The organism is Limosilactobacillus pulli (assembly GCF_947381555.1).
Classification (GTDB): Bacteria; Bacillota; Bacilli; order Lactobacillales; family Lactobacillaceae; genus Limosilactobacillus; species Limosilactobacillus pulli.
Genome location: NZ_CANCWQ010000037.1, coordinates 1 through 15,673, shown reverse-complemented (window position 1 = coordinate 15,673; position 15,673 = coordinate 1). Strand labels below are relative to the sequence as shown.

The following is a 15,673-nucleotide window of genomic DNA, read 5'->3' as shown; positions in this document are numbered from 1 at the left end:
AACTGGTTCATAGGGAAAGCCTCCGTTTTGATTGTGTTTAGCGATTTAATCATACGGGGAAGGCTTTCCCTTTTTCAATTTAATTTAGAAATTTACACAAAATATTTTACACTCCCATTTTCTCTAATCTTTTTATGAAGTAAGATACAGTTAATTAAATAGATAAACGTAATAATTGATAAAAGTGCTGCTATTCTTGAAATTACTGTGGGTTGATAAAGTATTCGAATAGTGTGTAAACCTTTTGGAAGAGTAACAAGTTTAACAGTTCCCCTGTTAGAATTCTCATAAGTATATTTTTTTCCATTAACTAGTACCTTTAAGTTTTTGGAATAAAAGAAGGGAAGGTCAAGGTCACCACTATTATTAGTTTTTAGAACATAAGTTACTTTATTTGATGAAGCAATTGGATGAGTTAGAAGTTCTTTATTGCTACTATATGCAAAATTATGCTTAAGTTTGTCCTTTTGATATGATGATTTAATACTTTTAACAGGCCAATAGTCAGTATCACCAACGCCATTATAATAATAGTTTGTAAGATATTTAAAAGTAGTAGCATCTACTTTGTAATTGTTAAAGGGTAGTTGAGAAGATAACGTAGGTTTTGTTAAAGCAACGTTATTGCTTTTAGTCCTAATAAATGTTGTAGACCAACTTAATGTTGCAAGAAGTAAACCACAGATTAAAATGCTACTCTTAAATAATTGAACTTTGGAAGTGTTGCTTCTGTTAATTAACGTGGTAGTTATGTCTACAATTACTATCGTAAAGCAAAATGTTGATAAAACTAGAAAACGATAAGGAAATTGAATCATTTTTAGTGGAGTCTTATCTATAATTTTCCAAAAGAAATCAAAAAAAGGTGTTACAAAACAGGTGAAAAATGAACCAAGAATGAAGATAATTTTTGAATTATTTGACAGCTTGTTCCAATTAATTAACGCAACAATTATTATTAGAATAAAAAATGTGCCAAATAATTCATTATCTAAAGATTGAATAATGATATTAGATAATTTCATCTCATTAGCAGTTGTATTAACAACCATTGTTGATGACATTTTCTGATCGGACAACATAGTAAAGAAATTTACCATATAGAAAGAGGACATTAAAATTGTAGAAATGATAGCGTAAAGAAATGATTTAAATTTTTGTACAGTAAAGTTATTATCAACAATCGAAAGAATTAAGATAACTAGAACGAAGATAGAGTATATTAAGACACTTAACAAATGGGAATAGAATGTTAATGACATACCCATTGCCAAATACCACCATTCGTTCTTACCATATAAAATAGAATAAGTTCCATAAACAATTAATGGAAGAAAAGCAGTAGCCGAGATTTCTCCAAAACTAAAACTCCCTATCATGAAGCTAAAATTAAATATGGAATATATATAAATCAAAGCAAAAAAGAATGCCTTTTGATAATTCTTAAAATATTTTAACGAACAATAGTAGGAGAGTAGTGCAGAAATAACTTGAATTAATCCAATGCCAAAGTAGATGCCGATAACCGAATTTTTAAATAAAATAAGTCCGATTGCTAAAGGATATACGGGTAGTAATCCGTAGGCCATATTAATTTGAGCACCTAAATGATTAAAAGAATACGTTGTTATAAATGGAAATATATTTCCATTTTTTAAATTTTTTGCTAAATCATATGCTCGATTTAGATGAAAGCCCATATCTATACCCGTATATAGATTTTTTGACATTATAAATGGAAATAGGATTATTAAACTAGTAAGAGAGAAAATACATACTAATTTAATAAAAAAAATAAATCTTTTTAACATTATTTATATAAAATATCCTTTCAAAAGTTGTGTAATAAAAATGTCTAGCAAAATAGCTAGACTACGATTTTATAGTTTTGCAGTCAGTTTGACATCAGGGTATTTCTGTTTGAACCAGTTTTCCGCAAATTGATTTTCAAACAAGAATAGTGGAGCGCCATAACGATCCTTAACCAGCATATTCCGTGAAGAAGCCATCTTAGGATCAAGCTGTTCTGGATCAACCCAGCGTGCTGTCTTACTACCCAGTGGTTCCATAATAACTTCGGAATTATATTCGTTTTGCATCCGGAACTTGAACACTTCGAACTGCAATTGACCAACGGCACCCAAAATATAGTCGTTGGAGTTATAGCCAGTGTAGAGCTGAACGGCCCCTTCTTGTACCAATTGGTTGATCCCTTTATGGAATGATTTTTGCTTCATAACGTTCTTTGGCGTTACGCGGACAAACAGTTCTGGCGTAAATTGAGGCAGCTTCTCAAACTTGATGTCTTGTTTACCAGTGTAGATTGAATCACCAATTTGGAAGTTTCCGGTATCGTAAAGCCCGATAATATCACCGGCAACGGCATTCTCAACGTTTTCACGCGTATTGGCCATAAATTCGGTCACGTTTGACAAACGAATTGGCTTTTTAGTCCGCTCCAAGGTAACGTCCATGCCCCGGGTAAATTCACCAGAACAAATCCGTACGAAAGCAATCCGGTCACGGTGCTTAGGATTCATGTTAGCTTGAATCTTAAAGATAAAGCCAGAAAACTCTGGTGCCAGTGGATCGATTGATTTGCCGTCTTCTGTCTTGTGTGCCGAAGGGGATGGAGCAAATTTTAAGTAGGTTTCCAGGAAAGTTTTAACCCCAAAGTTGGTCAGTGCTGAACCGAAGAAGACTGGTGTTTGGTCCCCCTTGGCGATCTTTTCTTCATTAAGCTCGCTGCCAGCCATTTCAATCAGTTCCATTCCATCTAAGGCATCTTTCCATTCACCTTCGCCAGCCAATGGATTTTCACCAATCACCTGACCATCTTCATCTAATGGCAGGTAAGGGTTGGCAGGATCCTGTGGGTGGGAAAGGGCAACTCGATGATTATAACGATCATAAACACCCATAAATTGCCGTCCCATCCCAATTGGCCAGTCCATTGGGTAGGTCTCGATGCCCAGCACGTCTTCGATTTCATTTAACAGATCCAGCGGTTCACGGGCATCGCGGTCAAACTTGTTGATGAACGTGAAAATTGGAATTCCCCGCATCTTACAGATTTGGAACAGCTTTTTGGTTTGTGGTTCGATACCCTTGGCACCATCAATTACCATGACGGCAGAGTCAACGGCCATCAAAGTTCGGTAAGTATCTTCAGAGAAGTCTTCGTGCCCTGGCGTATCCAGAATATTAATCCGCTTGCCCTGGTAGTCAAACTGCATTACAGAACTGGTAACGGAAATCCCACGCTTTTTTTCAATTTCCATCCAGTCAGACTTGGCAAAATTGCTGCTGCCGCGTCCCTTAACCGTTCCAGCTTCGCGGACGACGCCCCCAAATAAAAGCAGCTGTTCAGTAATCGTCGTTTTACCAGCATCGGGGTGTGAGATAATCGCGAACGTCCGGCGCTTATTAACGGCTTCTGCCAATTTTTTTGAATCAGTCATTTTTATGTTCCTTTCGAGAATTATCCTATCTATAGTATTACAAATATGGCGTAAAGTCTATCAGCCACGGCATTTAAAAAGGATTAGGAGCTTGCTGCAAACAAGCTTTCTAATCCTTATTTTGCGTCATGTTTTTCTAAGCGATAAATCGTCATACAGTAATCAATCATCGTTTTAACTACTGCGTACAGTGGTACACAGAGAATCATCCCTAACAGCCCGGCAATATTACCCGCTGCCAGCAGCAAAATGATAATTGTCAGTGGGTGAATCTGCAGACTCTTGCCGATGATGTTTGGGTAGATGATGTTGCCGTCAATCTGTTGAACGACAATTACCACCACGATTACCCAGATGATTTTCTGCGGATCAACTGCCAAAGCAACAATTAAAGCTGGTGCAATGCCGATATATGGCCCAATATAAGGAATAATATTGGTGATCCCAGCGACCAGGCCCAAAACGATGGCCATTGGTTCGCCAATAATCAGATAGCCAATGCTGGTACCAATTCCAACACAGATACATTCAATCATTTGCCCAGAGATGTAGGAAGAAAGCGTCTTGTTCATCTGATGCAGCAGTTCAGTAACCTCTTTGGCATGCTTTTCGGAAAAGAACCGCTGAATATTTGGTACAAAGCGGTCGCCATCTTTCAGCATATAGAAAAGCATGACTGGCACGGTTACGACCACGACTACCGCGCTGGTAATCGTGCCAATAATTGAGCCAACGCTGCTGGTTAGACTTGTCAACAGTTTTTCAGCGTATTTCGTGATCTGCTTGTTGAATTGCTGATAATAATCTGCCAGGTCGATCTTACGAATCCATTCATGCTTTTGGGAAGCTTGGGCGAGCCAATGCTGCATGTCATTGGTAGCACTTGGCAGCCAGTGAATCATTTGGTTAAGTTCCTTAATCATTGGTGGAATCAAGACCGCGATACTACCGATAATCAGCAATAACAGCCCTAAAACGATTAACATGCTGGCAATGCTGCGCTTCATCCGCCATTTGCCTAAGCGAATCTTCATTAACAGGCGAAATGTCGGACTGGTCATGTAGTATAGAAAGATTGAAACAATCAGCGGTGCAAAAATTACTGATATGAAGACGATAATGGGATGAAACAGAAAGTCTAGTTTCGTACAAACCCAAATTAAAGTCGCGACAATTAATAGTTCTGCTGACCAAAACAGTAGGCTTTTTCGTTTTATCATTATTTCTTTTCCTTAATAATATAGATTGGTCGCTGCTTGACCTGCATGTAGATGCGGCCAATGTACTTGCCAACGATCCCAATACATAGCAGTTGAAGTCCCCCGAATAATAGGATGATACAGATCAATGAAGCCCAGCCAAAGACACTGCTACTTGGTTCGACAATCCGCCGAATGATAACAAACAGCAAGCCTATAATTGAAAGGGTAAATGAGGTCGTTCCCAGCCACACAGCAATCGAAAGTGGCGCTTGTGAAAAATCAGTGATGCCGTCCATGGCATACTTGAACAGTTTCCAAGTTGACCAGTCAGTTTTACCGGCTACTCGTTCAACATTATGGTAGTCTAGATATTTGGTCTTGAATCCGACCCAACTGAAGATACCTTTTGAAAAGCGATTATATTCTTTTAATGACAGAACGGCATCAACCATCTGCCTCGTCATCATCCGGTAGTCACGCGCACCGGGAACGATGTTGGTTTGTGAGATACGGTTAATGACGTGATAAAACTGATCGCTTAAAAACGACTTGAATTTGGCTTCGCCAGCGCGATCGACGCGGCGCGTGCCGATACAATCATACTCACCAGTTTTAATCAACTCATACATTTGTGGCAAAAACTCAGGCGGATCTTGTAAATCAACGTCCATCACCACGACGTAATCTCCAGTGGCGGCTTGTAATCCAGCGTATAATCCGGCTTCTTTACCAAAGTTGCGGGAAAAAGAAACGTAGTGAACACGCTCAGGATCTTGTTCATGAAGCTTGCGCATTTCCGTCAGTGAGTTATCTGATGAACCGTCATTGACAAACCAATATTCAATTTGCAGATCGTTTATTTGACGAACGACTTTTTCCACGGCTGGGTAGAATAATGGAATTGACTCTTCTTCGTTATAACAAGGAACTACAATTGATAATTTTGACATTTTAAATTCCAACCTTACTTTTTTCAACGATTATATAATATATCATTATAGCCCATAAACATGAGTTAACATGGCGGATTTTACAATTTGTCATTGATTAGTCTTTACGGATTCTTTAAATCTTTTAGCAAAATTTGACGATAGCGCTTTACATCTGCTAAAGTTAGAGGGTTAGTTATGATAAAAATTTGATTTATTGGAGTATAGCAAGACAATGAATGGTGACTATCAAACGCGTGCCGAATATCGACACGATCATAATCAAAATAATCAATCACAAAATAGTCCTAAAAAGCCGCGCAATAAACTGCGCTGGGTCTATCGTTTTATTGGTTTGATCATCGTATTACTCTGTATCGGTGGTGCCTATGAGTATCATAAGATTCACAGTACTGCTCAAGGCGTCTTTTCTGATGGATCAGGCAAGATCAGCAAGAAACTGAAAGAAGGCAAGCCAGTATCGGTTTTGGCAATGGGAACCGATGTTGGCGCGCTGAATCGTGGTAACAAAGGCGGTAATACTGATACGCTTGAGCTGATAACCATAAATCCACAAAAAGAAACGATCACTATGACCAGCATTCCGCGTGATATCCTGATCAAGGTTGATACTGATGAAGGCGCGGATTATGTCAAATTGAACGCTGCTTATCAGATTGGCGGGGCTAAGCAGACTGTCAAACAGGTTAAAGAACTCTTGGGCGTGCCAATTGATTACTACGCGCTCGTTAATATGGGGGTTTTGAAGAAGGTCGTTAACGCGGTTGGCGGGGTTGACGTCAATAATCCATTTGCCTTTGACTATGAAGGTCAGCATTTTGCTAAAGGCAAGCTGCATTTGAATGGTCATGACGCCTTGCAGTATTCTCGGATGCGTTATGATGATCCTAAAGGTGATTATGGTCGGCAAAATCGGCAACAGCAGGTTATGAAAAGCGTTATGAAGAAGTTCAAAAAATCCGGTTCCATTTCGGCAGCCAACAAGATTTTGGATGCCGTTAAGGACGGGGTTAAGACCAATATTCCAATTGACAACGTGGCAACTCTGTACACCAACTATCATGTTGCACTGAAGAACATTAAGACTGAACATTTCCAAGGTTTGGATGCTACGATTGAGGGCGTCTCCTTCCAAATCGCCTCGCCTAAGGAAATCAACCGCGTTTCGAAGCTGATTCGCAATCAACTAGGTTTGAAGGCTAAAAAAGTCGTTAATAATGAAACCAAGATGTACAACCTGCAGACGACTTATGATGGTTACACTAATACCAACTTTGTCTTGCCAAATGGTGCTGCTTACAACACGCCAGGCAGTGGTACCAGCAATACGATCAGCTCGTCATCTAAAAAGTCCAGCTCGTCATTGAGTGATAGTTCCACGTATGGAACAACGACCAGTTCAGATACGACTTATGGTTCTTACTCAACTGACTATTCGACTGGTTATGGTACGGCTGGATACTAATATAGATATGAGAAAGCCTTGCCGCGGTTTTGCCATGGCGAGGCTTTTTAAATATATGTCCCGGGAAATAATCGGAATATCGGAAATAATCGTTTTATCTTGATGATAGAACCATTGTTATGAAACCTTTACTTCTAATCAAAATGCTCTAAACTGAAATATAAAAGGGCTGAGATGGGATAATCAACTTAGCATGAAAAATTGGGGATGATGGCTTTGCGACTCTTGGTAACTGGTGGGGCCGGCTTTATCGGCAGTCATTTTATTGATTATGAATTGGCAAACGATCAAAACGTTGAGATCGTTAATCTGGATGCTCTGACCTATGCTGGTAATACAGTCAATAATGCTCTGGCAGCTGGTAATGCTCGCTATCATTTTGTTCATGGCAGTATCAACAATCGGGAGTTGGTTGACTGGCTGCTCAAGGAATTTGAAATTGATCACATTGTCAATTTCGCGGCTGAATCGCATGTTGACCGTTCACTAAAGGATCCGGAGCTATTTACCAAAACCAATGTATTAGGAACGCAGGTGCTGCTGGACGCGGCTTATCAAGCCAACATTCAAAAGTTCATTCAAATATCGACTGATGAAGTCTATGGTACGATGCCGCCTGGTCAATCGGCCAAAGAAGACGATCCGTTGCATCCCAGTTCGCCATATGCCGCCAGCAAGGCTAGTGCCGACCTGCTGGCATTAGCAATGGTGCACACGTTTGAAATGCCAATCTGTATTACGCGCAGCACCAATAACTTTGGTCCCCGTCAGCATCATGAAAAACTATTGCCGATGCTGATTCAAAATGCATTGCGTAACCGGCCATTAATGCTGTATGGCCAAGGTACCGATATTCGCGATTGGTTGTATGTCAAGGACAACTGCGCGGCGATTGATTTGGTTTTGCGTCATGGTCAGCTGGGGCAGATCTTCAACATCGGTGCTCATCAAGAAAAGAGCAATAATGAAGTCACGGCACTGGTCCAGTCAGAATTAGGCTTTTCTGATCAACTGATTCATCACGTCACAGAGCGTCCAGGGCATGATCTGCGCTATTCACTTGATACCACCCGGATTGAAAACCAGTTGCATTGGAAACGACAGACCGATTTTGAAAATGGTTTGAAAGAAACGATTGCCTGGTATCGCAAGCATCAACGCTGAACAAAAGATATTGTCCTTTAAGCAGTCGGTGAATTAGCTGGTTGTTTGGAGGGCTTTTTATTTACCCGTGAAAAGTTCTAAAAAGATCTAAAAGGATATAAAAATATCAATTGATGGTGACATAATGCTAAATCCATCTAATACCTTGATTTCTAAACAATATTTTTAGTATTTGATATTAACTTCAAAATCTACAGTTCGATCATTCGTCATAGTCGAGCTGTTTTTATAATAGTAGAAAAAATTTAAAAATAGCGTCTGGATCGCTTACTAAAAAATTTTTTGATACCGATCTAGCAGGCACTATTACGTTTTACCTGGACTAAAATTCATGCTAAGTCTTGATATATCAACGTTTAGCAACTAAGATAGTCTTTAGCTGTTTTGGAAACGATGATAATTTTGATCATATTTCCAAATTTATTTTTGACGATTTTAGGGGCATATCAAACGATAAATCAGCCGGCAATTATACATTGAATGCAATGCAATATGCGGCTGACCAAAAATAAGAAATTGAGTTTTGCTCTGCTTTTGATCGCCTTAACGTACGATTATGAAATCTATTTTATAACCTTGATTTGAAATGGCTGGTCAAGGCGTTACAACATATGGTGTGGAAAAAGTCAACCCTGACTAGATATTGTGTTTTGATTTGAAACTGGCTACTATAGATACTGTTCAAAAAAGGAGAGGATCATCATGAAGCTGCAGACGGAGAAAAACACCGGGCTAAAGAGTCTGGCTGATTTGAAAGTTGTAAAACGCGACGGGACAAAAACGCCTTTTTATGCATATAAGCTTAACTTAGTATTTAAGGCCCTTGACGCGGATTGGGCAACTCAACAATCCGTCTGCAAGGCCTTAGAAGAAGCCTTTAGCGATCAGGAAAGTGCCACGACGGTCGAGATTGCCAAAGCCTTTGTTGATGGGCTGCGTCAGGCGGGTCATGATGATCTGGCTACGCGCTACCTTGAATACCGTAAGCAAGATGAGGAAGCCTTTGCTGAAGCTACCAATCCAATGAACAAGCTGCATCAATTGTTTGGCCGCGATTCACATATCGTGCACGAAAATGCCAACAAAGACTCACGAGTCTTCAACACGCAGCGCGACCTGGAAGCTGGTGTGGTGAGTCGGGCACTGGGACTCAAAATGCTGCCAGGCATCGTTGCCAAGGCACATCTACGCGGCGATATTCACTGGCACGATTTGGACTACTCTCCAGTTATGCCAGAAACCAACTGTTGTCTGATTGACTTTGACGAAATGTTCAAAAATGGCTTTAAGATTGGGAATGCGTGGGTTTCTTCACCACGCTCCATTCAAACGGCCACAGCTCAGATGTCGCAGATTATTGCTAACGTAGCTTCACTGCAATATGGTGGCTGCTCGGCCAACCGCATTGACCAGCTGTTGGAACCATATGCTCAGCTGAACTACGACAAGCACATGAAAGACGCTGAGGAATGGGTGGCACCAGACAAGCGCGAAGCCTACGCCAAGGCCAAGACCAAAAAAGACATCTATGACGCCATGCAGGCACTGGAATACGAAATCAACACGCTTTATTCCAGTCAAGGGCAAACGCCATTTACTACGATCAACTTTGGTCTGGGAACGTCATGGATCTGCCGTGAGATTCAAAAGGCCATCTTGCAGATTCGCATCAAGGGTCTGGGCAAGGAACACCGGACAGCGATCTTTCCTAAGCTGATCTTTACGCTCAAGCGCGGTTTGAATCTCAAGCCAGGCGATCCTAATTACGACATTAAGCAGTTGGCCCTGGAATGTTCAACCAAGCGGATGTATCCTGACCTTTTGATGTACGACAAGATCAAGGAGATCACCGGCTCATTTAAGACACCAATGGGCTGCCGGTCGTTTTTGCAAGGCTGGAAAGATGAAAACGGCAAAGAGGTCAACTCTGGTCGGATGAATCTGGGCGTGGTTACGGTCAACCTGCCACGGATTGCCTTGGAAGCTCATGGCGACAAGCACCTGTTCTGGCAGATTTTTGCTGAAAAGATGAATATTGCTAAAATCGCGCTGGACTATCGGATCAAACGGACCAAGGAAGCCAAGCCGGAAAACGCGCCCCTGCTTTACATGTATGGCGCGTTTGGCAAGCGGCTAAAGAGAGACGACAGCGTTGATGAGGTCTTCAAGAACAGCCGGGCAACTGTATCGTTGGGCTACATCGGCCTGTATGAGGTCTGCTCAACGTTCTACGGTCCAAAGTGGGAACACAACAAAGAAGCTCACGATTTTGCGGTTTCGATTGTCAAGGAAATGCATGACCTGTGTGCCGAGTGGGAAAAAGAAGAAGGCTACCACTTCAGCGTCTACTCTACGCCAGCCGAGTCTTTGACGGATACGTTCTGCCGCGATGATGAAAAGAAATTTGGCCTGATTGAAGACGTTACGGACAAGGAATACTACACCAACAGCTTCCACTACGATGTTCGTAAGCATCCAACGCCATTTGAGAAGCTGACGTTTGAAGAGGACTTCCCTAAGTATGCAGCGGGTGGCTTTATTCACTACTGCGAATATCCAAACTTGCGTCAAAATCCAAAAGCCTTGGAAGCCGTTTGGGACTGGGCATACGATCACGTGGGCTACCTAGGCACCAACACTTCGATCGATCAATGCTTCAAGTGCGGCTTTAAAGGCGAGTTCAAGGCCACGGCGCGCGGTTTCAAGTGTCCACAATGCGGCAACACTGACCCCGCGACCTGTGACGTGGTTAAGCGGACTTGCGGCTATCTTGGCAATCCTCAGGCGCGGCCAATGGTTCACGGGCGGCACGAAGAAATCATTCACCGGGCTAAGCACATGGATCCCGGCATGATCAAGACGGCCGCTGAATTCCAACGGAGCCGGCAGTTGGATGACAAGGCACATGCCAACATTACCGGCGATCAGATCTAAGTGACCACGTCTGCAAAATATTGCCGACTTAAAATGGCATCACATTAAGTATCAGCGCTTCAATCAAAATTAAATAACTTGTGAATACCGCTAAGGGTCCGCATTCGGCTAGACCGAACGTTGGGCTCTTATTGTTTTAGAAAGGAAGAAAATTATGCCAAAAGAACGTCCAATCAGACTCCCTAAGAATCCAAAACCTAAAGAATGGCTGGCCGCGGATCACTCACTGCAATATATTGCTGACTACAAACCGTTTAATTTTGTTGATGGTGAAGGAGTCCGTTGCAGTCTTTACGTCAGTGGCTGTCTGTTCAACTGTCCCGGCTGTTACAACAAAGCCGCGCAAAACTTCCACTATGGTCAGCCATATTCCCAGGAGTTGGAAGATCAGATTATTGAAGACCTGGATCATGACTATGTCCAAGGTCTGACGCTGCTGGGTGGGGAACCGTTTTTGAATACTCAGGTTTGTTTAAAGATCATCAAGCGCGTGCGCAAGGAGTTTGGCCACACCAAAGACATCTGGTCATGGTCAGGCTACACTTGGGAAGAACTGCAGCAGGAGTCCTATGACAAGCTGGAAATGCTGAGCCTGATCGATATTTTAGTTGATGGGCGTTTTTTGGAAGGACAAAAAGATCTGACGCTGCAGTTTCGTGGCAGTGCCAACCAGCGTATCATTGACGTGCAAAAATCATTGAAAGCCAATAAGGTTATTATTTGGGACAAGCTGGTTCACTAGAAAAGAGGCTATCATGACACTAAAAATTAACAATCTGCATGTCATTATCAAAGAAACCGGCGAAGAAATCTTAAAAGGCGTTGATCTAACGGTGCCAACCGGCGAGATTCATGCCATTATGGGTCCTAATGGCACGGGCAAATCAACGCTGTCGGAAACGATCATGGGCTATCCGGCCTATGAGGTCACGCAGGGCACGGTGGAGTTTGATGGCCAAGACGTCTTGAGCAGACCAGTCAACGAACGCGCCAGATTGGGAATGTTTTTAGGAATGCAGTATCCGGCTGAGATTCAAGGGGTCAACAATGCCGACTTTATTCGCACGGCAATTAATGCCCAGCGTCCCGAAAACGATCCACTGCCGGTGATGCAGTTTATCCAGCGTCTCCAGGAAAACATGGCCTTGCTGGAAATGCCCGATGATATCACCGACCGTTACTTAAACGTGGGTTTTTCCGGTGGTGAAAAAAAGCGCAATGAGGTTTTGCAGATGCTGATGCTGCAGCCTAAACTGGCCATTTTAGATGAGATTGACTCTGGGCTGGATATTGACGCGCTGCGAATCGTGGCCAAGGGGATCAATCATCTGCGCGGGCCTGAGTTTAGTGCCTTATTGATTACTCATTATGAGCGGTTGCTGGAATACGTTACGCCAGACAAGATTCACGTCATGGTGGATGGGCGGATCGTCAAGACGGCGGGACCAGAACTGGCTGACGAGTTGGAAGCAGATGGTTATGCTAAGTATGAGCAAATAAGAAGAAATGGCGTGAGCGAATGAATCAACAACTTTTAAGTCAAGTGATGGCCAGCTGCGTGAATGAACCAGACTGGCTGATGAAAAAACGACAATTGGCGGTTTTGCTTCAGGAGCGGTTCAAAAGCACGCCAGCCGCGGAAAAGATCATGACTGCCTGGCGGGAAAATCCCAGACTTGCTCAGCTCAACCAAGCAACCGGTGAGCAGATAAATGCCGATCAATCCCAAACCGCCACTCAGAATACGGTTGGTTGCGTTAATCTGCCTTTATTTGCCGCTGCGAACGCCTATCCTGAATTGCTGCAGGAAAATCTGATGGAAAAGGCGATCTCCTGGCAGGACAGTCAGCTCAATGCCATGCATCTGGCCTTATTGAATGGCGGGCGCTTTATCTATATTCCAGATGGCACGATCGTCAAAGAACCAATTGAACTGACCGTTGACTGTCCATTGCCGAACTATCATAATCTGGTGATCGTCGGTGCCGGTGCGCAGGCAACCATTGTCGAGCACCAAATCGCCACGGGCAGGCAGCCGGCCTGTTTTGGCACGGAACTGCTTTTAGGCGATGGCGCGCGGGTCGATTACTATCAGTCCAATCGTTTTTCGGCCGAGCGCAATCACCAGGCGGTCAGGGCATATCAAGCACAGCACTCAGTTTTGAATATGTATCTGGCTTTATTTGACGAGCATGATTTGACGACCGATTTTTATGCCAATCTGGATGGTCAAGGTGGCGAAGCTGAGATCAAAATGGTCACGATCGCCAGTGGCCAGCAGATTCAAGGCGTCCAGACCCAGATTCTTAATCATGGTCCGCATACGGTCGGTAATATCGTCCAAAACGGCGTGGCCAAGGACAAAGCCGTTTTGAACTTCCACGCGGTTGGCAAAACCGAGCGTGGAGCATATGGCGCCAATTCGCAGCAGCAGAGCCGCATTCTGACGCTGTCGGATGAGTGCAAGGGTGAGGCAGATCCCGTGCTGCTGATTGAAGAAAATGACGTTAATGCCGGACACGCGGCCAGTATCGGCAAGGTTGACGCGGATGATCTCTATTACTTGGAATCACGCGGCCTCAGTGAGCATGAAGCGCAGGTATTGCTGACGCGGGGCTTTTTACTGCCGGTTTTAAATCAGTTCCCTGATCAGAAGCTGCGAGAACAATTGATAAATGAATTAGAGCAGCGATTGGAGGCATAGCGATGAGTGAAGAAGCCAAGCGGCAAGCCGAAGACAAAGCCGCGATTCAAGAATTTGCCGATCAGCATTATGAATTCGGCTTTCATGATGATGTTGAGCCGATTTTTTCAACCGGGGTCGGACTGACTGAAGATACGGTGCGCGAAATCTCGCGGCGCAAGCACGAACCAGACTGGATGCTTCAGATTCGCCTGGATGCCTATCATCAATATCGGCAAATGAAGCTGCCTGATTTTGGCCCTGATCTGAGTAAATTGGATCTGGATCAATTGCGCTATTTCCAGCGGCCGACCGATCACGTGGCCCGCAGCTGGGATGACGTACCGCAGGCAATGAAAACGACTTTTGAAAAGATGGGCGTTCCCGAAGCCGAGCGTAAATATCTGGCTGGGGCCACGGCACAATATGAGTCAGAGGTCGTTTATGCCAATTTAAAACGTGACCTTTCACGGCAAGGCATCATCTTTATGGATACTGATACGGCCGTTCAAAAGCATCCTGAGATTGTAAAAAAGTATTTCGCAACGCTGGTTCATCCAGCTGACAATATTTTCGCGGCTTTAAACACGGCAGTCTGGTCGGGCGGTACGTTTATCTATGTACCAAAAGGCGTGCATGCCGACGCGCCATTGCAGAGCTTTTTTAGAATCAATGCCGAAAATACGGGGCAGTTTGAGCGGACGCTGATCGTGGTTGAGGATGGCGCGAGCGTTAACTATGTCGAAGGCTGCACGGCACCAGTCTATTCAGAAGACAGTCTGCATGCGGCCGTCGTGGAGGTGTTTGTCCATCCTAACGCCTTTTGCCGCTATACGACGATTCAAAACTGGTCCAGCAACGTCTACAGCCTGGAGACCAAGCGTGCTGAAGCTGAAGCGGGGGCCACGATGGAATGGGTTGACGGTAATCTGGGTTCCAAGGTAACGATGAAATATCCCAGCATTTATCTGCGGGGGCGTGAAGCTAAGGGAACCATGCTGTCGATTGCATTTGCCAATGGTCCGATTGATCAGGATACCGGTGCCCGCATGATTCATCAGGCTCCGCACACGCATTCAACGATAATTTCCAAATCACTATGTCGGGCAGGCGGCATCTGTGACTATCGCGGCGAGGTCAAGATGGATGAAAACGCGCACGGTTCAAGCTCGCATGTTGAATGTGACACGATTATCATGGATGACGATTCAAGTTCAGATACGATTCCATATAATAAAGTCGCAGTCGGGGACGTAACGATGGAGCACGAGGCCAAGGTATCCAAAGTTTCTGAAGAAGAACTCTACTATTTAATGTCGCGTGGACTGAGCGAAGAAGAAGCAACCAAAATGATCGTTATGGGTTTTATTGAACCGTTCACCAAGCAGCTGCCGATGGAATACGCGGTGGAATTGAATCGTTTGATTGATTTTCAAATGGAAGGCTCGGTCGGCTGATTTTTGGAACGGAAGCATTTTGCGTAGTCGAAATTTCAACCTGGCTTGCCAAGTTATGCTTCATCAGCAAAAAACGCGAAGCTTGGTCACCCAGTTTCTAAGATTGAAGCGATAATTTGAGCTTGGCGAGGTAGTCTTTGAATTATCAGTTAAGCTGTTTGATGGGAAATAACAGTGAATTAGCACCGAAAATGCCGATCAAAGATTACAAAATTGTCACAAAAAGGGTCATAAATTCCTAAATTTTAGGATTTATGACCCTTTTTTATGAAAAATAAAAATGGTGGATTATAGAATGAAGTTAGCCACCCAGTTGGTGGTAAATAAAAAACGCCATTCGGCGTGACATCAGGTATC

At 43.4% G+C, this 15,673-nt stretch carries 11 protein-coding genes; 7 read left to right on the top strand and 4 right to left on the bottom strand.

The features are described 5' to 3' along the window. Positions 1-92: 92 nt before the first annotated feature. From QOS03_RS08370 to QOS03_RS08355, 4 genes are all read right to left on the bottom strand, one after another. Positions 93-1,700, bottom strand: a complete 1,608-nt coding sequence (locus QOS03_RS08370; protein WP_283576080.1) for a glycosyltransferase family protein — start codon at positions 1,698-1,700, stop codon at positions 93-95. Positions 1,701-1,880: 180 nt separating this feature from the next. After that, positions 1,881-3,461, bottom strand: a complete 1,581-nt coding sequence (locus tag QOS03_RS08365; RefSeq protein ID WP_283576079.1) for a peptide chain release factor 3 — start codon at positions 3,459-3,461, stop codon at positions 1,881-1,883. 116 nt (positions 3,462-3,577) lie between these two features. Continuing rightward, positions 3,578-4,681 (bottom strand): AI-2E family transporter, encoded by a 1,104-nt coding sequence (locus tag QOS03_RS08360; RefSeq protein WP_283576078.1) that lies wholly within the window; start codon positions 4,679-4,681, stop codon positions 3,578-3,580. Then, entirely contained in the window at positions 4,681-5,613 is a 933-nt protein-coding gene (locus QOS03_RS08355; protein WP_283576077.1) for a glycosyltransferase family 2 protein, read from the bottom strand. The genes QOS03_RS08360 and QOS03_RS08355 overlap by 1 nt, the downstream gene beginning before the upstream one ends. Before the next feature lie 214 nt (positions 5,614-5,827). On the opposite strand from QOS03_RS08355, the gene QOS03_RS08350 reads away from it, so the two are divergent. The 7 genes from QOS03_RS08350 to sufB all read left to right on the top strand — a co-directional run bounded on the left by QOS03_RS08350 (position 5,828) and on the right by sufB (position 15,316). Beyond that, a complete protein-coding gene (locus QOS03_RS08350; protein ID WP_283576076.1) occupies positions 5,828-7,078 on the top strand; it encodes an LCP family protein in 1,251 nt (416 codons plus the stop codon). A gap of 207 nt (positions 7,079-7,285) precedes the next feature. After that, positions 7,286-8,242, top strand: a complete 957-nt coding sequence (gene rfbB, locus QOS03_RS08345; RefSeq protein WP_326520893.1) for a dTDP-glucose 4,6-dehydratase — start codon at positions 7,286-7,288, stop codon at positions 8,240-8,242. Positions 8,243-8,944: 702 nt separating this feature from the next. Beyond that, the gene (gene nrdD / locus QOS03_RS08340) at positions 8,945-11,176 is read left to right on the top strand and encodes an anaerobic ribonucleoside-triphosphate reductase (RefSeq protein ID WP_283576075.1); all 2,232 of its coding nucleotides are present in this window, start codon (positions 8,945-8,947) and stop codon (positions 11,174-11,176) included. Positions 11,177-11,330: 154 nt separating this feature from the next. Beyond that, positions 11,331-11,918: an anaerobic ribonucleoside-triphosphate reductase activating protein gene (gene nrdG, locus QOS03_RS08335; RefSeq protein ID WP_272215789.1), complete on the top strand. Its 588-nt coding sequence runs from the start codon at positions 11,331-11,333 to the stop codon at positions 11,916-11,918. 13 nt (positions 11,919-11,931) lie between these two features. After that, entirely contained in the window at positions 11,932-12,699 is a 768-nt protein-coding gene (sufC, locus tag QOS03_RS08330; RefSeq protein ID WP_408612092.1) for a Fe-S cluster assembly ATPase SufC, read from the top strand. Then, on the top strand, positions 12,696-13,880 hold the full coding sequence (locus QOS03_RS08325; RefSeq protein ID WP_283576074.1) for a SufB/SufD family protein: 1,185 nt from the start codon (positions 12,696-12,698) through the stop codon (positions 13,878-13,880). The genes sufC and QOS03_RS08325 overlap by 4 nt, the downstream gene beginning before the upstream one ends. 2 nt (positions 13,881-13,882) lie before the next feature. Then, positions 13,883-15,316, top strand: a complete 1,434-nt coding sequence (gene sufB, locus QOS03_RS08320; protein ID WP_283576073.1) for a Fe-S cluster assembly protein SufB — start codon at positions 13,883-13,885, stop codon at positions 15,314-15,316. Positions 15,317-15,673 lie beyond the last annotated feature (357 nt).